This is a genomic window from Streptomyces sp. NPDC002206, from assembly GCF_053593595.1.
Genome location: NZ_JBSFCW010000003.1, coordinates 204,861 through 226,891, shown reverse-complemented (window position 1 = coordinate 226,891; position 22,031 = coordinate 204,861). Strand labels below are relative to the sequence as shown.

The following is a 22,031-nucleotide window of genomic DNA, read 5'->3' as shown; positions in this document are numbered from 1 at the left end:
AGGGACGGGGAGGGGGAGGGGGAGGGAGGGTGTTCAGGAACGAGGGGTGTGGCGTGCTTCCTGGCCGAACGAGGACAGGGGCAGGGCACCCGCGGGCAGCGTTGTCCCGCCGTCGGCCAGCCGTCGCCCGAGATAGCGGAAGGTCTGGACGGTCTGCGCGTAGAGGTGTTCGCCGGCGATGACACCGGGGCGTGCGGGCCTGCCCGGACCGGTGAAGGCGGGCAGCGGGGCGATGGGGGTGTCGTAGTCGACTGTGCAGAACAGCGGGAAGGAGTAGCGCTCCTCGGTGACCTTGCGAACCCGGTGGGAGGTGGCGGCGAACTCGCCGTTGGTCCAGAGCTCCAGCAGATCACCTGTGTTGACGACGAAGCAGTCGTCGAGCGGCGGTGCGTCGATCCACTCGCCGGCGCCGTTCATCACCTCCAGGCCGGGGGCGGTGGGGCGCAACAGGGTGAAGCATTCGTAGTCGGTGTGGGCGCCGATGCCGGGGCGGTCCTCCGCCGTCGGGTCGTACGGGTAGTGGATCAGCCGGAGCTGGCTGGTGGGCTGGGTGAGATACGGGGCGAACGCGTCCCGGGGCAGACCGAGCGCCTCGGCGAAACCGCCGAACAGGGTGTGGCCCAGGGCGAGGACGGCGTCGTACCAGGCGGTGACCGGCTCACGGAACCCGGACAGTGCCGGCCACTGGTTGGGGCCGAGCAACGGACCGGTGACTTCGGGGAGTTCGAGGGAGAGGTCGAAGGCCTCCTTGCGGTCGGGGGTGGCGCCGGCGAAGACTTCCTCGCCCTCGGGTACGTAACCGCGATGGTTGGACGACTTGCCGATCCAGCAGGCCATCTTCTCCTCGACGGGCTGGGCGAAGAACGCCTTCGCGGCGTCCAGCAGCCGGTCGAAGAGCGCGGGGTCGATGCCGTGCCCCGAGAGGTAGAGGAAGCCGGTCTCTCGGGCGGCACGTCCCAACTCGGCCACGGCGTGAGCGCGTTCTTCGGTGCGGCCGGTGCGCAGGGCCGTGATGTCCACGACCGGGAGCTCGGTGAAGGAGGTCGGGGACATCAGCGGATGCCTTCCGGGGCGAGCGCGGATGCGGCGAGGGCAGTGGTTCCGGTGGAGTGGAGCGCGGCGAGGAGTCCCTCGGTGGCGGTGATCTCGAAGGCCCGGGTGTACGGGCTGCCGTCGGGCCGCACGTCGTTCACCAGCAGTCCCGCGCAGCCGTCGAGCGCCGGGTCCGGTACGGCGCCCACGCGGTGGGGCAGCGTCGAGCGCTCGACGGTCCACCGGCCGTGCTCGATCCGGCCGAGGGAGAGCTCGAAGTCGAGGAGGGCACGGGCCCGGCCGATGTCGATGGCGCCGCGTACCAGTTCGGTCAGCGAGGCATCGGCGGGCAGCGGTTCGGCGCGGTCGCGCACCTGGGCGAACCGGTCGCCGGCTCGGACCAGCAGGCCCGTGCAGCCGGTCTCCGGATCGAACAGCTCGACGGCGGCGGACGGTCCGGCGGTGCGCACCGGGCGCCAGTGTTCGAGGTAGGCGACGTGTACGCCCGTCTCGACGAGCACGGCGCCCTCGCGGCGCAGCCGCCCGGCGTCCGGGAGTCCGACGGGCCCGAAGTCGAGGGTGCGGGCCCAGTGGAACACGTCGGAGCGCTGCCGCAGCCGCCCCGCGAAGGCCTCCTGGCGGGTGAGCGCGAGAAGCTCCTCGAAGCGGAGCCCGGACAGGGAGGTGACGCCGGGGTGGCGGGGGTGGTTCGCGGGCTGCCGCAGATCCGCGTACCGGGCGGGGCCCTGCACCCAGGTCACGGCAGTGGTGGTGTCCCGGCGCCCGTCCGCGTCGACGAGCAGCGAACGGTGCCAGACACCGGTCAGTTCGGGGACGGCTGGCTGGAGGGTGTGCGGCTTCGCGGACATGGCGGCCCCTTGCGGCGCAGCGGCCGGAGCCGCATTCCTGTCGGATGACAGAAATTAGGGAGAGCCTGTTTCCGGTGAATGACACGGCCGTGTCCGTGCGGCGCCGAAGTGCTCACTGCGGTCGCGCACAGCAGAGACCGGCCGGGGCGGTGACGCAGCCCCGGCCGGTCGGTGGCGACCCTGTGACGCTACTGCGGGGGCATCAGGACGGTGTCGACGATGTACACCGTGGCGTTGGCGGTCGGGACATTGCCGCAGACGACCTTCGAGGTGTCGTTCACCGTGTAGGCCAGGTCCGAGCCGGAGGTCGTCAGCTCGCTCTTGGCCAGTGTGGCGAAGGAGCCCTTGTCCAGCTGTTGCGGCGCCAGCTTCTGACCCACCACGTGATACGTCAGGACCTTGGTGAGCTGCTCCTTGTCCGCCAGCAGCTTGTCCAGGTCGGCCTGCGGGATCTTGGCGAACGCGTCATTGGTCGGGGCGAACACGGTGATGTTCTGCGCGTTGTTCAGGGTGTCGACCAGACCGGCCTTCTGCACCGCGGTGACCAGGGTGGAGAGCGCCGGGTTGTGCGAGGCTGCCGTGGCGACCGGGTCCTTCGCCATACCCGCGAAGCTGCCCGCACCGTCCTTCGGCACGGATGAACAGGCCGGTCCGAACGGCTCGTTCATGTCCATCGACTCGCTCGCCGCAGCCGACGGCGATGACTTGGCCGCGCTTGCGGGGGAGCCGGACGAGGCGTCCTTGGAGTCGCTGGAGCAGGCTGTGAGGGCCAGTGGCAGAAGCGCGGCGGTGGAGACGGCAACGGCGGCATGGCGAAGGTGCAGAGGGGTCATGTGATTCTCCTGAAGCGAGATGCGCGAGGCGCGCGAGACGGTTGAGAACGAAGGAGTGAATGAAGGTGCGTGTGGGGGGTGTTCGGGTCAGGACACGTCGACCACCACCGAGTGCCAGCCGGTCGCACCGTCCGGGACGGTGCCGACGCGTTCGCCGGTCTGGGTGGCCCCGGTCCCGTCGGTCGCACGGACCTCCAGCGTGTGGTGGCCGGAGGTGGCCGGCCACTGCCACACCCACTGGCGCCAGGTGTCCCGGTTGTCCTGTGCCGCGAGCCGGGCCGGATGCCACGCGCCGCCGTCGACCCGTACCTCCACCCGGGAGATCCCCCGGTGCTGGGCCCAGGCCACCCCGGCGACGGGTACGATGCCGGGCTTCGGCGAGGCGAACGGACGCGGTGTGTCGATCCGGGACTCCGTCTTGACCGGCGCCTGCCGGGACCAGCTGCGCCTGACCCAGTAGGCGTCGAACGAGGCGAACGTCGTCAGCTCGATGTCCTTGATCCACTTGCAGGCCGAGACGTACCCGTAGAGTCCCGGCACCACCATGCGGACCGGGAAGCCGTGCGCGAACGGCAGGGGTTCGCCGTTCATGCCGAGGGCGAGGATCGCGTCGCGCCCGTCCATGACCGTCTCGACCGGTGTGCCGATCGTCATGCCGTCGACGGAACGGGCCACGATCTGGTCGGCGGGACCGCCCTGCGAAGGCGGTTTCACCCCGGCCTCACGCAGCAGATCGGCCAGCCGCACACCGATCCACCGGGCATTGCCCACGTACGGGCCGCCGACCTCGTTGGAGACGCATGCCAGGGTGATGTCGCGCTCGATGATCTCCCGCCCCAGCAGGTCCTGGAAGCTGACCATGAGTGGACGGGCGACTCCCTCGCCGTGGATTCTCAGCCGCCACGAACCGGCGTCGATGCGCGGCACGACCAGGGCGGTGTCCACCCGGTAGAAGCTCTTGTTCGGGGTGATGAACGAGCTCAGCCCGCGAATCCGCAGATCCGCCCCGGGCGGCACGGCGGGCGCCGGCGACGCGGGTACCGGGAGGACGAGGTCATGCCGTGAGGCGGCGGCGCCTGCCTGGACGGAGGACGTCAGCCGCCGTCCCAGGAACCCCGCACCGGCCGAGGCCGCCGCCGCAGCGGTCGCCGCGATCACGAAACCGCGCCGGTCGAAGGCGCCGTCCCCCTGCCCGTCCCTCGCTCCAGCCGCGGGAGAGGGACGGAGCACCGGGCCGAGCCGTCCGACCAGGAGATACAGCACTCCCGCGGCCACTACGGCACCCACCACCGAGGGCAGGGCATCGGTGGGGCTGCCTTCCGGCCGCCCCACCGCCGCCACCGCCCCGACCACGCCGAAGATCAGAACGGCCGCCGAGCCGAGCAACCGGTGCCGCAACGCCAGGATCCCGACGGCCACGGCGAATACCGCCAGCAGCGCCAGGATGCCCAGTTGGAGCACCAGTTTGTCGGCGGTGCCGAAGTGCCGTACGGCGAAGTCCTTCACGGCCGGGGGAGTGCGGTCGATGACCGCCCCGCCCACCGCCGCGACCGGCCCCGCCTCCGGACGTACGACAGCCGAGGCCAGTTCGGCCACGGCCAGGGCGCAGAAGCCGGCGATCAGACCGCTGAGCCCGGCGAAACCGGCACGTGCCCAGCGGGACCGTCGGGACCGTCGGGACCCGGTGGCCCTGTGCTCCTGCACATCGTTCTGTTCTTCGCTCACATCTGGGGTTCGTCACCGGACGGCCTGCGGATTGGTCCGTCAACCGATCGGATGAGAAACGGTCATCCGCCGATCCCTCGGAGCCCCGGTTGCGAATCACCTTCGAGGGCCCCTGGGAGAGGGCCCGTTCGGCGCACACCGGGCTCCGCCAGGCACGGGCAGGCACCCGCCGGACCCGGATCAGCGGGTTCTTCCCCGGCCGCCGTGGAAGCGCTGAGCAGCCGCCGTCAGTCGAGGCCGCGCGCCCGTTCGAAGCGGGCGCGGGCCTCGGCCAGGTCCACCAGCGGATCCGGATAGCTGAGCCGCGCCCGGTCCGGACCCGTGAGCTGCCAGGGCTCGTGGACCGCAGCGTCCTCCAGGCCTGCCAGCTCGGGCACCCAGCGCCGTACGTACGTGCCCCGCGGATCGAACCTCTTGCCCTGGACCACCGGATTGAGCACCCGGTTGGGGCGGGTGTCCGTACCGGTGCCCGCCACCCACTGCCAGTTGAGCTGATTGTTCGCCAGATCCCCGTCGACCAGGAGATCCAGGAAGTGACGGGCGCCGACACGCCAGTCCACGTACAGCGTCTTCGTGAGAAAGCTCGCGACCAGCATCCGGCCCCGATTGTGCATCCAGCCCTCGTGCGTCAGCTGTCGCATCGCCGCGTCGACCAGCGGATAGCCGGTGAGTCCGGCACGCCACGCCTCGATCTCGTCGGGATCGGACCGCCACCGGTCGCCCCGCGGACGGTAGTCGGTCCATGCCGCGTCCGGCCGGGCGGCGAGGACCTGGTGGTGGAAGTCCCGCCAGGCCAGCTGCCGTACGAACGCGTCGGCGCCCGGTCCGCCCTTCTCCCGTGCCCGGTTCACCAGTTCGGCTGCGGAGAGGCAGCCGAAGTGCAGATACGGCGACAGCCGGGACGTCGCGTCCCCGCCGAGGTCGTCGTGGCCGGACCCGTAGTCGGCCATCGGACCGTGCAGCCAGGAGGCCAGCAGTCGGCGCCCTGCCGTCTCGCCGCCCTCGGTGAGACCCGGTGAGACTCCCGTGACCTCCGCTCGCTCCGGCAGCGGTGCGGACGTCGCGGTGTCCGGCACCCGTACCGCCCGGGGACCGGACAGTGTGCCCCGTACCCCGGCCGCCTCCCAGCGGCGGAAGTACGGGGTGAACACCGCGAAATGGTCACGTCCCGCCGGGACGACCCGGCCCGGGGCGAGCGCGGTGACCACTGCGTCATGGACGTGCAGGGTGCAGCCGACAGCGCCGAGAGCCGTACGCAGACGGTCCTCGCGTTTCCGCGCGTACCCGCTCACCCCGGCGGCGATGTGCAGACTCCGGGCACCCGTCTCCGCGACCACGGCGCAGGCCCCGGCGACCACGTCGCCGCGGCGGACGACGAGCCGGCCGCCGCGGCGGCGCAGCTCCGTGTCGAGACCGACGAGACAGTCGGCGAGGAACGCCCGCCGGTTCGGCGCGTCGAAACCGGCCCGGCGGATGCCGTCGTCCTCGACGAAGAGGGGGACGACGGCATCCGTCCCGCGCACCGCCGCGGACAGGACGGGGTTGTCGTGCAGCCGTAGATCGGAGGTGAACAGCGCCACCGAGACGGTCATGGCAGGGAGCCCCTCACACGGTCGGGAAGGTCAGCAGCGCCAGCGGCGCGGACGTCGGCTGCGCGGAGCCGCCGGCCGGCTCGACGGTGATCCCTATGCCCGACGCCCCGTCGACCGGACCGTCCAGCAGCACGGTGTTGCTCGTCGCCGCCCGGTTCATCAGCCCCGCGGACCGCATGGTCCCACTGTCGTCGAACCACAACTGGTACACCTTGCCGCTGGGGGCAGGTGCCATCCCCGAGGTCGCGAAAACGGCCCGGTTCTCGGTCTGCGAGACCACGACGGTGCCCTTCGCCCCGCCCTTCAGCGTGCCGGACCTCGTCCTCGCGTCCGGCGCCGCGAGGACCTGCGCCACCTGCTCGCTCTGCTGCTGTGCCCGGTACGTCTCCTGCTGTGCGTTCCGGGCGACCTGGTTCTGCCACACCGCGATCCCGCCGAACCCGGCAGCGGCGGCCAGGGCCGCGGCGAGTGCGAACTTCGGCCAGCGGCCGGCTCGTTGGGCGGAGGGGGCCGAGCGGGAGCGCCGGCCGTGCGACGGGGATTCCTGCCGCACCGTCGTGATCTCCCGCAGCACCCGGGCGCGGAGCTCGTGCGGCGGGGCCGCGGACACCGCGAGCCCGAGCCGGGTGGCGGTCTCGGAGAGTTCCCACACCTCCACTGCGCAGGCCTCGCAGTCGCCGAGATGGCGTTCGAACTCCCGGCGCTCCGCGTCCGGCAGCGCGTGCAGGGCGTACGCCCCGGTCAGCGTGTGCAGTTCGGCCCCGCTCATGCGATCCACCTTGCTCATGCGCTCACCCCGAGGCAGTCGCGCAGCCGGATCAGCCCGTCGCGCAGTCGTGTCTTGATCGTCCCGAGCGGTACGGCGAGGAGTTCCGCCACTTCGCGGTAGGTCAGACCGCGGTAGTAGGCCAGTGTGACGGACTGACGTTGCAGCTCGGTCAGGGTCCGCAGGCAGCGGCGTACCTGCTCCCGCTCCAGCCGGCTCTCGACCTGCTCGGTGACCTCGTCGAACTCCGGCGTACGGTCCAGCAGTGCCGCCCGGTGCTCGCGGGCCGTCGTCGCCTCGACGGAGCGCACCCGGTCCACCGCCCGGTGATGGGCCAGTGTCAGCACCCAGTTCATGGCGCTGCCGCGGGAGGCCTGGAAGCGCGGGGCGGTCCGCCACACCTCGACCAGCACTTCCTGCGCCACCTCCTCCGACTGCGCGGGGTCGCGCAGCACACTCCGTACAAGACCGAGGACCGGGCCGCAGACCGCGTCGTACACCCTGGCGAACGCATCCTGGTCGCCTCGGGCCACCAGCTCCATGAGCTCCTGGAGATCGGGCCCCGCCGATGGTGCTCCGCTGATGTGCACGGCTACTTTCACGCGGGCTTCCTCCCAGGATGCGCATCGGTTCCGTGAGGTGATTCGGAGCCGACGGCAGCGCGGATTGGTCAGTGCGCGGAATCTTTCCACGTCGCCCCGAATTCGCGATACATCGTGGTTGACGTGTCGAGGCACTCGCGATATATTTGTCCACGAGTATTCGATGGCGAAGTGAAGGGCGTGGGGGCAGTGGCCAAGCGGCGCAAGCTCAGCAATCCACTGGCGCTGACGGTGATGGTGCTGCTCGCGGAGCGGTCCATGCATCCGTACGAGATCGCCCAGACGCTTCGCCGGCGCGGCAAGGAACACAGCGTCAAGATCAATTTCGGCTCGCTGTACACCGTCGTTCAGAACCTGGAGAAGCACGGTTACGTCGAGGTGGCCGGTGTGCAGCGCCAGGGCAACCGCCCCGAGCGCACGCTCTACGGCCTCACCGAGGCGGGGCGCGTCGAAATGGTCGACTGGCTCTCCGATCTGCTGGCTGCGCCGGCCGCCGAGTACCCGGTCTTCGAGACCGCGCTCTCGCTGCTGCCGGTGCTGCCGCCGGAGGACGTGGCGGAGCTGCTGGAGACCCGGGAGGCGGCACTGGAGCTCCAGTCCGCAGCGCTCCGGGGTGTCCTCGGCCGGTTGACGGAGAAGCTGCCCCGGGTGTTCGTCGTGGAGAGCGAGTACCAGCTCCACATGATCGACGCACAGCTGGAGTGGATCAAGAAGTTCCGCACGGAGCTCGCCGACGCCACGATCAGCGGTATCGAGGAGTGGAAGTCCTTCCACGAGACCGGTGAAGTGCCGCAGGACTGGCAGGACCTGGACGAACAGGAGATCGTCCTCGACCCGGAGCGGAAGACGTAGCGCAACGAGGACCTCATAAGCAGCAGGAGCACTACCGGAGAAGAAGTACCGGAGAAGAAGAAAGACCCTGGCAGGAGGCTGTTGGAGCAGCGCCCGCCAGGGTCTCGAACCCCGGACCGGCCACGCCGTGAGGGCGAGCCAGGCGATCGAGGTGCGGCACACCCAGGATAGCCCGGCTCCTTTCACGCGGATCGGCTCGGCATGCCCGAACACCCCGCTGACCACAGGAGAGCTCCGTCATGAGCACCCGTGCGCCCGCAGTAGAGGCGCGACAACTGATCAAGACCTATCCCGGCGATGTCACCGCGCTCAACGGCATGGACCTCACCGTCGGTGCCGGCACGGTCTTTGGACTCCTCGGCCCCAACGGCGCCGGAAAGTCCACCACCGTGAAGATCCTCACCACCCTCGCCCGCCCGGACTCCGGAGCCGCGACGGTCGCCGGACACGATGTCCTGCGCCACCCCGACCGGGTCCGCCGCGCGATAGGCGTCGTCGCTCAGAGGTCGGGCGCCGACCCCGTCGCCACCGGCCGGGAGAACCTGGTGCTGCAGGGCAGGCTCTACGGGATGCGGGGCGCCGCGATCCAGCGCCGCGCCGATGAGCTCCTGGACCGCTTCGATCTCGCCGACGCCGCCAAGCGCCAGGTCAAGGGGTACTCCGGCGGCATGCAGCGCCGCCTCGACGTGGCGCTCGGCCTGGTCCACCGGCCCGAGGTGCTCTTCCTCGACGAGCCCACCACCGGACTCGACCCCGAGGCCCGGACGGCCATGTGGGACGAGATCTCCCGGCTGGCCGGCGACGAGGGCCTCACGATCGTGCTCACCACGCACTACCTGGAGGAGGCCGACCGGCTCGCCGAACGCATCGCGATCGTCGACCGCGGCCGGATCGTCGTCGAGGGCACCCCCGACGAGCTCAAGGGTGAACTCCGGGGCGACGCCGTCCACATGGAGCTGCGCGCCGACGGTGACCGTACGGCGATCACCGCCGCCCTCGCCGGAGTGCCCGGGGTGTACGAGGTGCTGGCCGACGGCCGCCGGGTGAGCGTCCGCGCCGAGGACGGCGCCGCCGCCGTCCCGGTACTGCTCACCGCATTGGAGCAGGCCGGTGCGTCGGTCGCCGCCGCCACCGTCGCCCGCCCCTCCCTCGACGACGTCTATCTGCGGTACGCCGGACGCCGCTTCTCCGAGGCCGAGGCCGCAGACGACGGGCAGGCCCCCGCTCCCATCGCCGCAGGAGGCTCCCGATGAGCAGTCAGACCCTCGCCCAGACCTGGTACATGACCCAGCGGCAGTTGATGGCGATCATCAGGCAGCCGGTCTTCCTGGCGATCTCCCTGATCCAGCCGGTGATCTGGCTGTTCCTGTTCGGCAACCTCTTCAAGAAGGTCGTCGAGCTCGGCGGCTTCGGGACCACGTCGTATCTGGACTACCTGATCCCGGGCATCGTGGTGATGAGCGCCCTCGGATCGAGCATGTGGGCCGGGATGGGAACCCTGGAGGAGATCGAGCGGGGCACGCTCAACCGTTTCCTGACCACCCCGGTCAGCCGGAACGCGCTGATGAACGCCAACGTCGTACAGAACGGCATCAGCACCGCCGTGCAGTCGGTGATCATCGTGCTGCTCGGCTGGGCCGCCGGTGCCACCTACCCGGGCGGGGCGGGCGGACTGCTGATCCTCCTCGTCGCGTCGATCCTGCTCGGTACGGTGTTCGGCGCGCTCTCCAACGCCTTGGGGATGCTGGTCCGCCAGCGTGAGTCGATCATCGGCATCAACACGTTTCTCCTGCTGCCGCTGACCTTCCTCTCTTCCTCGTTCATGGCGCCGAGTCAGATGCCGTCGTGGATGCGGCAGATCGCGGACTTCAACCCGGTCAACTGGGCGATGGTGGCAGGCCGTTCGGCGCTGACCGCGGACCCCGACTGGGGCCTGGTGCTCAGCCGCGGGGGAGCGCTGCTGGTGCTCGCGGTGGTGGCGGTCTGGCTGTCGACCCGCACCTTCCGTTCGTACCAGAAGTCCGTCTGACGGTCAGGAGTGCGGCGGGGGTTACGACAGCGCCGTGTCATGGAGCCGGTCCGGGTGCGTCTGCCCGGGCCGGCTCCGCGGCTTGCGGACCGAGCGCACGACCAGGAAGACGAGCAGGCCGAACGGCGACAGCAGGATCGTCAGCACCAGCAGGGGACTCATCACCAGGACGGGGATGCCCAGCCGCCGCCCCTCCAGGAACATCCACTGGCCCAGCAGCAGATCCCAGGCGATGACCTGGGCCCAGATCGCCCCCGCACCGTTCGCCAGCACGGTCAGGTCGCGGAACGTGTCGATGTCGGGACTGCGTACCGCGGCCCAGAGTTCGGGGAAGACCGGCACGGCCATGACGACATAGATGACCAGTACCGGCAGCACGGTGAGCGGTGACGCGGCGAGGCGCGCGGTGGGCCGCCAGTGCGGGGCCAGGATCATCAGCAGCCAGAAGGGCGCGGCCAGCCAGAACGAGACTTCGAAGAGTGTGCCGGTCATGCCACGAACTCCTTCTTGCCGGCATCAGCCTTACGGGACAGGGGAATCGGCCGCAGCGCCGCGTACGTACCGGCGGCGGTGGCGGCCAGGACCGCGGCCGCGGTGCCGAGCGTCGCGCCGTCCGGGTGGATCAGCGGCTGCCCCCGCAGCGCCTGCCAGGCGACGAGGGCGACGACCGCCGCGTACGCCCCGGAGGCGACGCGCACCAGACGCAGCCGGACCCGCGGGTCACCCAGTCGGGGAAGGCGCGGGGCCAGCACGGTCAGGGCGAACAGGAAGAGCGGGAGCAGCTGGAGCGCATGCATCCCGACGAAGTGCGGGATGCGCAGATCGCCGCCGGTCGTCGACCAGCCGGTGAGCGGCATCGAGGGGCCGCCGTCCGGTACGCCGACGGAGTGCGCGCCGACCACATCGGCGGTGTCGAGGTTGCCCGCGGCTCGCTGCCCGGGCGTCGGCTGCGTCATCAGGAAGCCGAATCCGGCTCCCACCAGGGCTATGAGCACACCGGAGCGGATCGCCAGGGCGGCGGCGCGGTCCAGGATATGGGCGCGCAGCAGCAGGATCGCGATGACCAGGGTTCCGGTCCAGAGGATGACGACGGTCGCGCCCATCACGGTGAACAGCCGCTCGTCGAGGGGGGTGGCGTGGTTGAAGTGGCTGCGCCTGCCTCGGATCACCTGCCCGGTGATGATCGCCATCTCGACCAGGCTGGAGAGGGCGACCACGGTCCCGGCCACCCAGCCGGTGCGCCGGCCACGGGTGAGCAGCGTCAGCATCCAGGCGAGTGCCAGGGCGTACACCACGAACGAGACCGCGAACTTGAAGGGCTTGAACCAGATTGCCGAGCCCGCGAGGACCCGGTCGTCGACCAGCAGCCCCACCCCGGAGACGACGGCCATGACGGCCATTGCCGCGGCAAAGAGGACTAAGGGACGGTGCCAGGAACGCCATGACGACATGGGTGTACCCCCAGTGACAGTGAAGGGTCATTATGGATAGTGGAACTCCCCGCTATCCGATAGCGGAACTATCTATGATGGGATGCGGAGTTGGCAAGGGCGGAAGGAGGAACACGCGGTGCGCATCGGCGAGTTGAGTCGCAGGTCCGGGGTTCCGGTGCCGACGATCAAGTTCTATGTACGTGAAGGGCTGCTGCCCGCAGGGCAGTTGACCAGCCCGAACCAGGCGTCGTACGACTCCGGGCACGAGCGCAGGCTGAAGCTGATCCGCGCCCTGCTGGATGTCGGCGGCCTCTCGCTCGCCGCGATCGGGGATGTCCTGCAGACCATCGACGACCCCGCGCAGCCGGTGCACAACGTGCTGGGCGTGGCGGCGAAGCGGATCACGGCGCCGGCGGGGAGCGAGCCCGGGCCCGAGCTGGAGGACGCCCGCGAGGAGGTGGCCGAGTTGCTGGACCGGCGTGGCTGGCGGGCCGAGGCGCACAGTCCGGCCGGCGAGAGCCTGGCCGGGGTGCTGGTCGCGCTGCGGCGGGCGGGGCACGGAGGATTCATCGAGCTGCTCGACGACTACGCGGCCGCCGCGGAAGCGGTCGCCCAGGCCGACCTCGACTATGTGGGGCGGCGGGTGGCGCGCGAGGACCTGGTGGAGAGCGTGGTCGTCGGCACGGTGCTGGGCGAGGCGATGTTCAGCGCGCTGCGCCGGCTCGCACACGAGGACGCGTCGGCACGGGCGTACAGCGACGGCGGGCCGGGGGAGCCGCGCGGCGCCGGCTGACCGGGAGCCCAGGACATACGTACACCCGTGTCACCGTCCGGGAGCCGTGACACGCGTACGCCCCGGTCGCCGTCCGTCCTGGGCGGCGACCGGGGCGCACGTACCCACAAGAGGGGCCCGGGTGCGGTGGCCTACGCCGCGCGCTCCTGCTCGCGCTCCACCTGCTCGTTCCACTCCCGCTTCACCGAGCGCCAGGCGTCGTCGTTCTGGCCGAGGCGCCAGTAGCCGGAGATCGACAGCTGCGACAGCGGGATCTTCCGGTCGAGACGCAGGTACCGGCGGATCTCCTTCACGAAACCCGCCTCGCCGTGCACGAACGCCTGGACCTCGCCCGCGGGGAAGTCCAGCGACTTCACCGCCGCGGTCACGGCCTCGCCGACCGGTCGCTCGCCGCGGTGCAGCCAGGTGAGCTCCACCCCGTCGGCCGTCTCGATCTTCTGCTCCTCGGACGCGTCCGCCACCTCGATGTACGCGTGCGCCACCGCGCCCGTCGGCATCTGCTCCAGCGCCGCCGCGATCGCCGGCAGGGCGCTCTCGTCGCCGGCCAGGAGGTGCCAGTCCGCAGACGCGTCCGGCCCGTACCCGCCGCCGGGGCCCAGGAACGTCACCTGATCGCCCGGAGCCGCCCGCAGCGCCCACGGGCCGGCCAGGCCCTCGTCGCCGTGCACCACGAAGTCGATCGCCAGCTCCCGGGTGACCGGGTCCCAGGAGCGGACCGTGTAGGTGCGCGTGGTGGGCCACAGCTCGCGCGGGTACTCCTCGCGGATGCGGGCCATGTCGAACGGGTGCGCATAGTCCGCGCCCTCGGGTGCGAAGCACAGCTTGACGTAGTGGTCGGTGAACCCGGACAGCGCGAAACCGGCCAGCCCGTCACCACCGAGTACCACGCGCACCATGTGCGGGGTGATCCGCTCGGTGCGCAGTACCTGGGCCCCCTGCGCCGTGGGTGCCTGCCGCGCCGGTCGTTCTGCCACGAGGTTCTCCCTGCTCCGAATGCTTAGGCTTGCCTAAGTTAGCACTTCATGTCCGGAGGGCCGAGAGCAGGCGCTGCAGGGCGCCGCCCAGGCCCCACTGGTCGGCCAGTGCCTCGAGGGCGGCGGGATCGCGCGGCTCGGTGGGCAGCGCGGGATCGAACTCGGGCAGCGGTACGTCACCGGCGACCCGGACCACCGTCGGCGCGACGGCCACGTAGTCCCGCGCCTCGTCGAGCCGCTTGCGCTGCGAAGGTGTCAGCCTGGACGCCGGATCGTCCACCGCGGCCATGATCCCGGCCAGATCGCCGAAGGCGTCCAGCAGTTTCGCCGCTGTCTTCTCGCCGATGCCGGGGACCCCCGGCAGCCCGTCGCTCGGGTCGCCGCGCAGCAGCGCCAGATCGACGTAGCCGGAGCCGGCCACCCCGTACTTCTCGCGCAGCCACGCCTCGTCCGTGAGCTGGAGCGACCCGACACCCTTCAGCGGGTAGAGCACCCGCACCCCGCGGGTGTCGTCGACGAGCTGGTAGAGATCCCGGTCGCCTGTGACGATGTCCACCGGGCCGGTGGACAGGCCGGTGAGCGTGCCGATCACGTCGTCCGCCTCGTACTCCGCGACACCGACCCGGGCGATGCCGAGCGCGTCGAGCACGTCCTCGATGATCGGAACCTGCGGGGCCAGCGTGTCGGGGGTCTCCTCCTCGTCGGGCAGCCCGTCGGCGGTCTCCACCGCGACGCGGTGCGCCTTGTACGAGGGGATCAGCTCGACCCGCCAGTGCGGCCGCCAGTCCGCGTCCATGCAGGCCACCAGATCGTCCGGCCGGTGGTCCTGGACGAGCCGCCCGATGAAGTCGAGCAGTCCGCGCACGGCGTTGACCGGCGTGCCGTCCGGCGCGCGCACCGAATCGGGGACCCCGAAGTAGGCGCGGTAGTAGAGGGAAGCGGTGTCGAGGAGCATCAGGCGTCGCGTCACACCCCGATCATGCCGCACCCCACTGACACCGGCCCCGAAGTGAACTGGATCACTCTTCTGTTTGGTCCAGGTAAGTATGGGCAGACGCGCCATCGGAGCGGATCACGTCGCAATTGCAACTTGAGCGCGTGCCGAGCGGGCCGAATCCGCGCCGCTCCACGGTCTGCCGGAGGGGGTGGCGGGCCGTTTTCGGTTCAACGCGTGAGGTGTATGTGTCAAGGCTGCAAGCCGAACACTTGTACAAGGTATTCGGCAGACGACCCGATCAAGCCGTGCAGAAGCTCGAGAGCGGCACGGACCGCGACGAGCTGCGCGCCGACGGAACGACCGCAGCGGTGATCGATGCCTCGTTCACCGTCGAGCCGGGACAGATCTTCGTCGTGATGGGTCTGTCCGGATCCGGCAAGTCCACGTTGCTGCGGATGCTCAACGGGCTGCTGGATCCCACAGCCGGACGCGTGCTGTTCGACGGCCAGGACCTGACCGCCCTGAGCCCTCGCGAACTGCGCACCGTCCGCTCCTCCAAGATCAGCATGGTCTTCCAGCACTTCGCTCTCTTCCCGCACCGGAGCGTCCTGGAGAACGCCGGGTACGGACTCGAGGTGCAGGGTGTGCCGCGCGCCGAGCGTGAGAAGCGCGCTGCGGAGGCGCTGGAGCTGACCGGCCTCGCCGGCTGGGAGAAGTCCTGGCCCGACGAGTTGTCCGGCGGCATGCAGCAGCGCGTCGGCCTGGCCCGCGCCCTCGCCACCGACGCCGATCTGCTTCTGATGGACGAGTCCTTCAGCGCGCTCGACCCGCTGATCCGCCGCGACATGCAGGACCAGCTGCTCGAACTCCAGAAGAGGCTCAAGAAGACCATCGTCTTCATCACCCACGACCTCAACGAGGCCATGCGGCTCGGTGACCGGATCGCTGTGATGCGGGACGGAAAGATCGTCCAGCTCGGCACGGCCGAGGACATCCTCGTCACCCCGGCCAACGACTACGTCGCCTCCTTCACCCAGGACGTCGACCGCTCCCGGGTGCTGACCGCAGGCGCCATCATGGCCGAGCCGCACACCGTCCTGGGCACCGAGGCGGACGACGGCACGGAGCTCCGTACGCCCGCCGACATCCTCCGGTCGGCGCCGGCCACGGTCTCCGAGTCCACACCGATCATCGAGCTGTTCACGCCCTGCTCGCGCAGCGGAGTCGCGGTTGCCGTGACCGGTGCCGACGGCCGGCTCGTCGGGGTCGTGCCCCGGTCCCGGCTGCTCGCCGTCCTCGGCGAGCCGATGAGCCCCATCGAGGTCCCGCAGGACGCCGCCACCACCGTGAAGAAGGTGGCTGCCGATGTTTAGGATCCCGCTCGGTGAGTGGGTGGACACTGCGGTCGACTGGCTGCAGACCCATCTGGCCTGGTTGTTCGACGCGATCAGCTCGATCGTCAGCGGCATGTTCGACGGCATAGCCGCCGTACTCTCCGCCCCCACCCCGCTGGTCTTCGCGGGCATCCTCGCCGTCATCGCCTGGTGGCTGCGCGGTCTGCTCCCGGGTGTGCTCGCCTTCGTGGGCTTCGCGCTCATCGACTCCGTCGAGCTGTGGGACGAAGCGATGGACACGCTCACCCTGGTGCTCGTCGCCACCATCGTCACGCTTCTGCTGGCCGTGCCGCTCGGCATCTGGGCGGCACGCTCGAAGGCCGTGTCCGCGGTGACCCGGCCGGTCCTCGACTTCATGCAGACCATGCCCGCCATGGTCTATCTGATCCCCGGCGTCATCTTCTTCGGCGTCGGCGTGGTGCCCGGCATCATCGCCACGATCATCTTCGCGCTGCCCCCGGGCGTCCGGATGACCGAGCTCGGCATCCGTCAGGTCGACGGCGAACTCGTGGAGGCGGCCGAGGCCTTCGGCACCACCTCGCGCAACACGCTGTTGCGGGTCCAGCTGCCGCTCGCCCTGCCCACGATCATGGCGGGCATCAACCAGGTCATCATGCTGGGCCTGTCCATGGTGGTCATCGCCGGCATGGTCGGCGGCGGCGGCCTCGGCGGTTCCGTCTACCGCGCCATCGGTAACGTCGACGTCGGCCTCGGCTTCGAAGCGGGCGTCTCCATCGTCATCCTGGCGATGTACCTGGACCGGATGACCGGCGCGCTCGGCCGCGAGGTCTCCCCGCTGGCCCGTCGCGCGCTCGCCAGGGCCCAGTCGGTGACCGGCGGACTGAAGATCTGGAACCACCGGCCGCAGCCCGCCGTCGCGGTTGTCGGCGTCGTCGTCCTGGCCCTCGTCGCGGGCGGCATGGGCATGTTCGGTACGTCGAAGTCGGAGACCGGTACCGTCACCGACGCCGCGAACATCGGCAACGGCAAGAAGATCAGCATGGGATACATCCCGTGGGACGAGGGCATCGCCTCCACCTTCCTGTGGAAGGAGCTGCTGGAGCAGCGCGGCTTCGAGGTCGACGTCAAGCAGTACGAGGCCGGCGCGCTCTACACCGGTATGGCAGGCGGCCAGATCGACTTCGAGACCGACTCCTGGCTCCCGGTCACCCACGCCACGTACTGGAAGAAGTACCAGGACCGCCTGGAGGACATGGGCTCCTGGTACAGCCCCACCTCCCTGGAGCTGGCCGTCCCCGCGTACGTGAAGGGCGTCGACTCGCTCGACGACCTCAAGGGCAAGGCGTCCGACTTCAAGGGACGGGTCGTCGGCATCGAGCCGAGCGCCGGTGAGACGGGCCTGCTCAAGGAGAAGATCCTGCCGGGTTACGGTCTCGACAAGGAGTACAAGGTCGTCGACGGCTCGACGCCGTCGATGCTTGCCGAGCTGAAGCGCGCGTACGCCAAGAAGGAACCGATCGTCGTCCCGCTGTGGTCGCCGCACTGGGCGTACAACCAGTACGACCTCACCAAGCTCAAGGACCCCAAGAACCTCTGGGGCAAGGGCGACGGCATCCACACCCTGACCCGCAAGGGCTTCGCCGACGACAACCCCGAGGTCGGCAAGTGGCTCAAGAGCTTCAAGATGACCGAGGACCAGCTCACGAGTCTTGAGGCAAAGATCCAGACGACCGGCAAGGGCAAGGAGCAGGACGCCGTCCGCGCCTGGCTGAAGGACAACCCGGGCGTCGCCGACAAGTGGACGCCCGTCGCCAAGGCGGCGAAGGGCGCGAGCGGCAAGGACGAGCGCGACCGTACCGTCGAGATGGCCTGGTTCCCCTGGGAGGAGGACATCGCCGCCACGTACCTGTGGAAGGCCGTCCTGGAGGACCGCGGTTACAGGATCAACCTGAAGCAGTTCGAGGTGGGTCCGATGTATGCCGCGATGTCCCGCGGCCAGCTCGACGTGCAGTTCGACGGCTGGCTGCCGTACACCCAGAAGAACTACTGGAACAAGTACGGCTCCCGGCTCACCGACCTCGGATCGTGGTACGGGCCGACCTCGCTGGAGATCGCCGTCCCCTCGTACGTCAAGGGCATCGAGTCGTACAAGGACCTCAAGGGCCGCGGTGACGAGTTCAAGAACCGCATCATCGGCATCGAGCCCGGCACCGCCACCATGGCCAACCTGAAGAACAACGTGCTGCCCGCCTACGGCCTGGACAAGGAGTACAAGGTCGTCGACAGCTCGACGCCCTCGATGCTCGCCGAGCTGAAGCGCGCGTACGCCAAGAAGGAACCGATCGCGGTTCTGCTCTGGACGCCGCACTGGGCGTACAACCAGTACGACCTCACCAAGCTGAAGGACCCCAAGAAGGCCTTCGGCAACGGCGACACCATCCGTACGATCGCGAGCAAGGACTTCCCGAAGAACTACCCGCAGCTCACCAAGTGGTTCAAGGACTTCAAGCTCAGCGAGCAGCAGCTGGCCGGCCTGGAGAACGAGATCCAGAAGCGCGGGACGGGACACGAGGAAGAAGCCGTGAAGGCCTGGATGGACAAGAATCCGGGCATCGCGGACAAGATGGCTCCCCAGTAGCAGGAGCCTGACACAGCCGGAAGGGGTGGGTGCCGCCGATGGGCGGGACCCACCCCTTCCGGCTGTGTGACGTTCCTTTACCGGCCGTCCTTGCGTAACCGTGTGCGTAAGGTGCTGGCAGCCGGAAGGATGACGAGTCGGGAGGGAGCCGGACATGGACGACAAGGAAGCACTCCGCGTGGGCGCCGCGGTCCGCCGACGGCGCAGATCCCTGGGGCTCACACTGGCCGCGGTCGCCAGCCGCAGCGGCCTGTCCGTGCCGTTCCTCAGTCAGATCGAGAACGAGCGCGCCAGGCCCAGCGCCCGGTCGCTGGACCGGGTGGCCGACGCCCTGGAGACCACCACGGCACGGCTGCGCGCCGCCGCCGACTCGGCGCGCGCCGTCGAGGTGGTGCGGGCGGGCGAGGGCGACGGGGCACGCAGAGTGGTGCGTGGGCGGCATCAGCTCAGCGCGCTGGAGTTCACCGGCGAAATGGATCTCGGGCGGGAGTTCCAGCACCGCAACGACGAGGTGATGTACGTCGTGGAGGGCGCCGCCGAGGTGGAGGCGGAGGGGCAGGCGTACCGGCTGGAGCGCGGCGACACACTGTTCCTGTCGGGCGGCGTACGGCACCGCTGGCGGGCCACGATGCCGGAGACCCGGCTGCTGGTCGTCGCGGTCGCGGAACACGTCGACGCCACGAACGACCCGAGGCGCTGAGACCCGGTGTCCGAATCGGTGTCCGTCCCGATGCCTGCCCCGGCACCGGCGCTCCGCGTCGTCTCGCTCGTCCCCTCGCTCACCGAAGCCGTCGCCGCCACCGCCCCCGGCCTCCTCGTCGGCGTCACCGACTGGTGCACCCATCCGGCCGGTCTGACCGCCGCACGCATCGGCGGAACCAAGAACCCCGATGTGGCCGCGATCGTCGCGCTCCGCCCCGATCTCGTCGTCGCCAACGAGGAGGAGAACCGCGCACCCGACCTCGCCGTGCTCCGCGCCGCGGGCATCGAGGTCCTCACCACCGAGATCCGCGGCCTCGACCAGGCCTTCGCCGAACTGCACCGTGTCCTGGTCACCGGCTGCGGGCTGCCCAGGCCACGCTGGCTCGACGAGGCCGAGGCCGGCTGGGCGGCGCTCCCGCCGCCGGACGAGCCGCGCCGCGCGATCGTGCCGATCTGGCGCAGGCCCTGGATGGTGCTCGGCCGCGACACGTTCGCGGGCGATCTGCTGGCCCGGCTCGGCGTGCGGAACGTGTACGCCGGTCACGCCGAGCGCTACCCCCGCATCCCGCTCGACGAACTGAACGCGGCGGGCGCCGACCTGGTCGTTCTGCCCGACGAGCCGTACCGCTTCACCGCAAGCGACGGACCCGAGGCCTTCCCCGCACTGCCCGCCGCACTCGTCGACGGGCGGTATCTCACGTGGTACGGGCCGTCACTGGCCGGGGCGCCTGCGGCGCTGCGAGCAGCGCTCCGCTGAACAGCCCGCGCAGCGTCCGCAGCCCGGCCACCGCCCAGGCCGAAACCAGCAGCACGTACAGCGCGACGGCCAGCCAGGTGAACGCCGTCAGCCCGGTGTGCCGGGCCAGCCCCGCCGCGCCGGTGACACACGTGCCGACCGGGAAGGTGAAGCCCCACCAGGTCATGCTGAACGTCATGCCGCCCCGTACCGCCCGCACCACCATCGACACGGCCAGCGCCAGCCACAGCAGCGCGAACCCCATCACCGGCACCCCGTACAGCACGGCGAACGCCCCGAGCGCGGAGGCGTACGGCGCCCCGATCGCACCCGGCGCCACATCGGCGAGCTGACCGACCGCGGTCGTCGACTGGCCCAGCGGACCGAGGACCAGGAACAACGTGGGGGTCAGGGCGAGCGGCAGCGGACCCTGGTGGACCAGCCGCGCGAAGATCAGCGGCAGCATCATCAGCGTCGCCAGCAGGCTCAGCCCGAACATCGCGTAGCAGGCGAGCAGCATCGCCTCCTGCCACTGACCGGCGGGCAGCTCCGGAACCAGCAGCGGGCCGAGCGCCGCGGAGACCATCGGCGCCACCACCGGCAGCAGCCAGACCGGCGACGCGGTCCCGGGTGCCGGACGGTGGCGTACGACCATCAGATACGGGATCGCGACCGCGACGGCCAGGCCGATCGCCGTGCCCGCGCTGTAGAGCACCACGTCCACGGCGAGGGCCGCCCGATGCCCGACGACATCCCGGCCGACCGTCATCGTGGAGCCGCCGACGGCCAGCAGCGCCATCGAGAGGCAGCCGTAGAACGGGGCGACGGCCGGGTCGAGGAGATGGGCGCGGGCCTGGTCGCGGTGGGCGGACCAGTGCCCGGCGCGGGCGGCGAGAACCGCGGCGAGAAGCAGCGCCGCGAGCGCCCACACCACGGTGCAGGCAGCGCGCAGCCCGGGCACGTGCACGGGAAGCGCCGCGCCCGCGCCGGCCACGATGGCGGTGCCCATGACCGTCGCGTACCAGTTGGGGCCGATGTACCGCAGGGAAGGAAGCCGCGCGGTGGCGGAGTACGGGGCGCTCGTCCGGGCGCGGGTCTGCGGAAAGATGGCCATGTCACGATCTTTGTTCCGGAGGTCGTCCCCCACCAGGGAGCTTGTCTCTATGAGGTCATAAGCTGGCTTTATGCCCAGCGACGCGCCCGCACCCGTGCTCCTGTCCCACCGGGTCCCCGACCTCGGAGCGCTGGAGCTGCTGCTCGCCGTCGCCCGGCACGGCAGCCTGGGACGGGCGGCACGGGACGTCGGCATCACCCAGCCCGCCGCCAGCAGCCGCATCCGGTCGATGGAGCGACAACTCGGCGTGGCCCTCCTCGACCGCTCGCCGCGCGGCTCCCGGCTCACCGACGCGGGCGCGCTCGTCACCGACTGGGCGCGCCGGATCGTCGAGGCCGCCGAGGCATTCGATGTGGGCGCGCAGGCGCTGCGCGACCGGCGAGACTCCCGGCTGCGGGTCGCCGCCTCCATGACCATCGCCGAGTATCTGCTGCCCGGCTGGCTGATCGCGCTGCGCGCCGAACGGCCGGACACCGCGGTCTCACTGCTGGCGGGCAACTCGGCGGCGGTCGCGGGGCGCCTGCTCGCCGGGGAGGCCGACCTCGGATTCGTGGAGGGACTGTTCATACCGGAGGGCCTCGACGGCACGGTCATCGCACACGACCGCCTCGTCGTCGTGGTCGCCCCGTCCCATGCGTGGGCCGGCCGCCGCACCCCCCTGACCCCGCAGGAACTGGCCGCGACCCCACTGATCCTGCGTGAGCGCGGCTCCGGCACCCGGCAGGTCCTGGACGCGGCACTCGCCGTGCACGGCGGACTTGCGCAGCCACTGCTCGAACTGTCGTCCACGACGGCGGTGAAGGGGGCGGCGGAGAGCGGCGCGGGGCCGTGCGTGCTGAGCGAACTCGCGCTGGGGGAGGAGCTGTCCTCGCGGCGGCTGGTGAAGATCCCGGTGGCCGGGGTGCGGCTGAGGCGACAGCTGCGGGCGGTCTGGCCCTCGGGACACCGGCCGGCGGGCCCGGCCCGCGACCTGCTGTCGCTGACGGGCCGATCGAGCCCCGGCGTTTGAGGACACAGGGCCATCGAGGACAGAGGTGGAGGGACGCCCT

The 22,031-nt window shown here is 70.5% G+C and carries 21 protein-coding genes; 9 read left to right on the top strand and 12 right to left on the bottom strand.

Annotation, left to right across the window (positions count from 1 at the left end; translation table 11 throughout):
- Positions 1–33 precede the first annotated feature (33 nt).
- From ACWCP8_RS09195 to ACWCP8_RS09165, 7 genes are all read right to left on the bottom strand, one after another.
- On the bottom strand, positions 34–1,053 hold the full coding sequence (locus ACWCP8_RS09195) for an isopenicillin N synthase family dioxygenase (protein WP_451115084.1): 1,020 nt from the start codon (positions 1,051–1,053) through the stop codon (positions 34–36).
- On the bottom strand, positions 1,053–1,901 hold the full coding sequence (locus ACWCP8_RS09190) for a hypothetical protein (RefSeq protein WP_451115082.1): 849 nt from the start codon (positions 1,899–1,901) through the stop codon (positions 1,053–1,055). Before ACWCP8_RS09190 ends, ACWCP8_RS09195 begins: the two co-directional genes overlap by 1 nt.
- A gap of 188 nt (positions 1,902–2,089) precedes the next feature.
- Positions 2,090–2,734, bottom strand: coding sequence for a fasciclin domain-containing protein (locus ACWCP8_RS09185; protein ID WP_451115080.1), 645 nt, complete (start codon positions 2,732–2,734; stop codon positions 2,090–2,092).
- Positions 2,735–2,821: 87 nt separating this feature from the next.
- Positions 2,822–4,357 (bottom strand): molybdopterin-dependent oxidoreductase, encoded by a 1,536-nt coding sequence (locus tag ACWCP8_RS09180; RefSeq protein WP_451115337.1) that lies wholly within the window; start codon positions 4,355–4,357, stop codon positions 2,822–2,824.
- 329 nt (positions 4,358–4,686) lie between these two features.
- The gene (locus ACWCP8_RS09175) at positions 4,687–6,051 is read right to left on the bottom strand and encodes a cryptochrome/photolyase family protein (RefSeq protein WP_451115078.1); all 1,365 of its coding nucleotides are present in this window, start codon (positions 6,049–6,051) and stop codon (positions 4,687–4,689) included.
- 13 nt (positions 6,052–6,064) lie between these two features.
- Entirely contained in the window at positions 6,065–6,820 is a 756-nt protein-coding gene (locus tag ACWCP8_RS09170; RefSeq protein WP_451115335.1) for an anti-sigma factor, read from the bottom strand.
- A 14-nt stretch (positions 6,821–6,834) separates the two neighbouring features.
- Entirely contained in the window at positions 6,835–7,419 is a 585-nt protein-coding gene (locus ACWCP8_RS09165) for a sigma-70 family RNA polymerase sigma factor (protein WP_352266066.1), read from the bottom strand.
- Positions 7,420–7,608: 189 nt separating this feature from the next.
- Between ACWCP8_RS09165 and ACWCP8_RS09160 the strand changes: the two genes are divergently transcribed.
- From ACWCP8_RS09160 to ACWCP8_RS09150, 3 genes are all read left to right on the top strand, one after another.
- Positions 7,609–8,271 (top strand): PadR family transcriptional regulator, encoded by a 663-nt coding sequence (locus tag ACWCP8_RS09160; protein ID WP_352266254.1) that lies wholly within the window; start codon positions 7,609–7,611, stop codon positions 8,269–8,271.
- 239 nt (positions 8,272–8,510) lie between these two features.
- On the top strand, positions 8,511–9,524 hold the full coding sequence (locus ACWCP8_RS09155) for an ATP-binding cassette domain-containing protein (RefSeq protein ID WP_451115076.1): 1,014 nt from the start codon (positions 8,511–8,513) through the stop codon (positions 9,522–9,524).
- Positions 9,521–10,300, top strand: coding sequence for an ABC transporter permease (locus ACWCP8_RS09150; RefSeq protein WP_352266068.1), 780 nt, complete (start codon positions 9,521–9,523; stop codon positions 10,298–10,300). The genes ACWCP8_RS09155 and ACWCP8_RS09150 overlap by 4 nt, the downstream gene beginning before the upstream one ends.
- 21 nt (positions 10,301–10,321) lie before the next feature.
- Here the strand turns inward: ACWCP8_RS09150 and ACWCP8_RS09145 are convergent, their stop codons facing one another.
- Entirely contained in the window at positions 10,322–10,792 is a 471-nt protein-coding gene (locus ACWCP8_RS09145; RefSeq protein WP_352266069.1) for an ABA4-like family protein, read from the bottom strand.
- The gene (locus tag ACWCP8_RS09140; protein ID WP_451115073.1) at positions 10,789–11,700 is read right to left on the bottom strand and encodes a hypothetical protein; all 912 of its coding nucleotides are present in this window, start codon (positions 11,698–11,700) and stop codon (positions 10,789–10,791) included. The genes ACWCP8_RS09145 and ACWCP8_RS09140 overlap by 4 nt, the downstream gene beginning before the upstream one ends.
- A 169-nt stretch (positions 11,701–11,869) precedes the next feature.
- Between ACWCP8_RS09140 and ACWCP8_RS09135 the strand changes: the two genes are divergently transcribed.
- The gene (locus ACWCP8_RS09135) at positions 11,870–12,526 is read left to right on the top strand and encodes a MerR family transcriptional regulator (RefSeq protein ID WP_451115071.1); all 657 of its coding nucleotides are present in this window, start codon (positions 11,870–11,872) and stop codon (positions 12,524–12,526) included.
- Between the two features lie 131 nt (positions 12,527–12,657).
- Here ACWCP8_RS09135 and ACWCP8_RS09130 read toward each other — a convergent pair whose 3' ends face one another.
- Both ACWCP8_RS09130 and ACWCP8_RS09125 read right to left on the bottom strand, forming a co-directional pair.
- Positions 12,658–13,500, bottom strand: a complete 843-nt coding sequence (locus ACWCP8_RS09130; protein WP_383919672.1) for a siderophore-interacting protein — start codon at positions 13,498–13,500, stop codon at positions 12,658–12,660.
- 46 nt (positions 13,501–13,546) lie between these two features.
- Positions 13,547–14,455 (bottom strand): 5'-3' exonuclease, encoded by a 909-nt coding sequence (locus ACWCP8_RS09125; RefSeq protein ID WP_352266255.1) that lies wholly within the window; start codon positions 14,453–14,455, stop codon positions 13,547–13,549.
- A gap of 287 nt (positions 14,456–14,742) precedes the next feature.
- Here ACWCP8_RS09125 and ACWCP8_RS09120 point away from each other — a divergent pair, with 287 nt between their 5' ends.
- The 4 genes from ACWCP8_RS09120 (at position 14,743) to ACWCP8_RS09105 (ending at position 19,889) form a co-directional block, all read left to right on the top strand.
- Positions 14,743–15,810 carry a quaternary amine ABC transporter ATP-binding protein gene (locus tag ACWCP8_RS09120; protein WP_352266073.1) on the top strand — a complete coding sequence of 356 codons (1,068 nt, stop codon included), beginning with the start codon at positions 14,743–14,745 and terminating at the stop codon, positions 15,808–15,810.
- Positions 15,803–18,430 (top strand): ABC transporter permease/substrate binding protein, encoded by a 2,628-nt coding sequence (locus ACWCP8_RS09115; protein WP_382844141.1) that lies wholly within the window; start codon positions 15,803–15,805, stop codon positions 18,428–18,430. The genes ACWCP8_RS09120 and ACWCP8_RS09115 overlap by 8 nt, the downstream gene beginning before the upstream one ends.
- A gap of 154 nt (positions 18,431–18,584) precedes the next feature.
- The gene (locus tag ACWCP8_RS09110) at positions 18,585–19,130 is read left to right on the top strand and encodes a helix-turn-helix domain-containing protein (RefSeq protein WP_352266075.1); all 546 of its coding nucleotides are present in this window, start codon (positions 18,585–18,587) and stop codon (positions 19,128–19,130) included.
- Positions 19,131–19,160: 30 nt separating this feature from the next.
- Complete coding sequence (locus ACWCP8_RS09105; RefSeq protein WP_451115068.1) at positions 19,161–19,889, top strand: helical backbone metal receptor; 729 nt, start codon at positions 19,161–19,163, stop codon at positions 19,887–19,889.
- Here ACWCP8_RS09105 and ACWCP8_RS09100 read toward each other — a convergent pair.
- A complete protein-coding gene (locus ACWCP8_RS09100) occupies positions 19,828–20,982 on the bottom strand; it encodes a TDT family transporter (protein ID WP_451115066.1) in 1,155 nt (384 codons plus the stop codon). The genes ACWCP8_RS09105 and ACWCP8_RS09100 overlap by 62 nt on opposite strands.
- A gap of 70 nt (positions 20,983–21,052) precedes the next feature.
- Here ACWCP8_RS09100 and ACWCP8_RS09095 point away from each other — a divergent pair, with 70 nt between their 5' ends.
- A complete protein-coding gene (locus ACWCP8_RS09095) occupies positions 21,053–21,991 on the top strand; it encodes a LysR family transcriptional regulator (RefSeq protein ID WP_451115064.1) in 939 nt (312 codons plus the stop codon).
- Positions 21,992–22,031 lie beyond the last annotated feature (40 nt).

Coding starts and splice junctions, on each gene's coding strand:
- ACWCP8_RS09100 (WP_451115066.1), bottom strand. CDS start 20,982: ATGGCCATCTTTCCGCAGACCCGCGCCCGGACGAGCGCCCCGTACTCC.
- ACWCP8_RS09150 (WP_352266068.1), top strand. CDS start 9,521: ATGAGCAGTCAGACCCTCGCCCAGACCTGGTACATGACCCAGCGGCAG.
- ACWCP8_RS09125 (WP_352266255.1), bottom strand. CDS start 14,455: ATGCTCCTCGACACCGCTTCCCTCTACTACCGCGCCTACTTCGGGGTC.
- ACWCP8_RS09175 (WP_451115078.1), bottom strand. CDS start 6,051: ATGACCGTCTCGGTGGCGCTGTTCACCTCCGATCTACGGCTGCACGAC.
- ACWCP8_RS09095 (WP_451115064.1), top strand. CDS start 21,053: ATGCCCAGCGACGCGCCCGCACCCGTGCTCCTGTCCCACCGGGTCCCC.
- ACWCP8_RS09195 (WP_451115084.1), bottom strand. CDS start 1,053: ATGTCCCCGACCTCCTTCACCGAGCTCCCGGTCGTGGACATCACGGCC.
- ACWCP8_RS09105 (WP_451115068.1), top strand. CDS start 19,161: ATGCCTGCCCCGGCACCGGCGCTCCGCGTCGTCTCGCTCGTCCCCTCG.
- ACWCP8_RS09140 (WP_451115073.1), bottom strand. CDS start 11,700: ATGGCCGTCATGGCCGTCGTCTCCGGGGTGGGGCTGCTGGTCGACGAC.
- ACWCP8_RS09110 (WP_352266075.1), top strand. CDS start 18,585: ATGGACGACAAGGAAGCACTCCGCGTGGGCGCCGCGGTCCGCCGACGG.
- ACWCP8_RS09115 (WP_382844141.1), top strand. CDS start 15,803: ATGTTTAGGATCCCGCTCGGTGAGTGGGTGGACACTGCGGTCGACTGG.
- ACWCP8_RS09145 (WP_352266069.1), bottom strand. CDS start 10,792: ATGACCGGCACACTCTTCGAAGTCTCGTTCTGGCTGGCCGCGCCCTTC.
- ACWCP8_RS09155 (WP_451115076.1), top strand. CDS start 8,511: ATGAGCACCCGTGCGCCCGCAGTAGAGGCGCGACAACTGATCAAGACC.
- ACWCP8_RS09185 (WP_451115080.1), bottom strand. CDS start 2,734: ATGACCCCTCTGCACCTTCGCCATGCCGCCGTTGCCGTCTCCACCGCC.
- ACWCP8_RS09190 (WP_451115082.1), bottom strand. CDS start 1,901: ATGTCCGCGAAGCCGCACACCCTCCAGCCAGCCGTCCCCGAACTGACC.
- ACWCP8_RS09170 (WP_451115335.1), bottom strand. CDS start 6,820: ATGAGCGGGGCCGAACTGCACACGCTGACCGGGGCGTACGCCCTGCAC.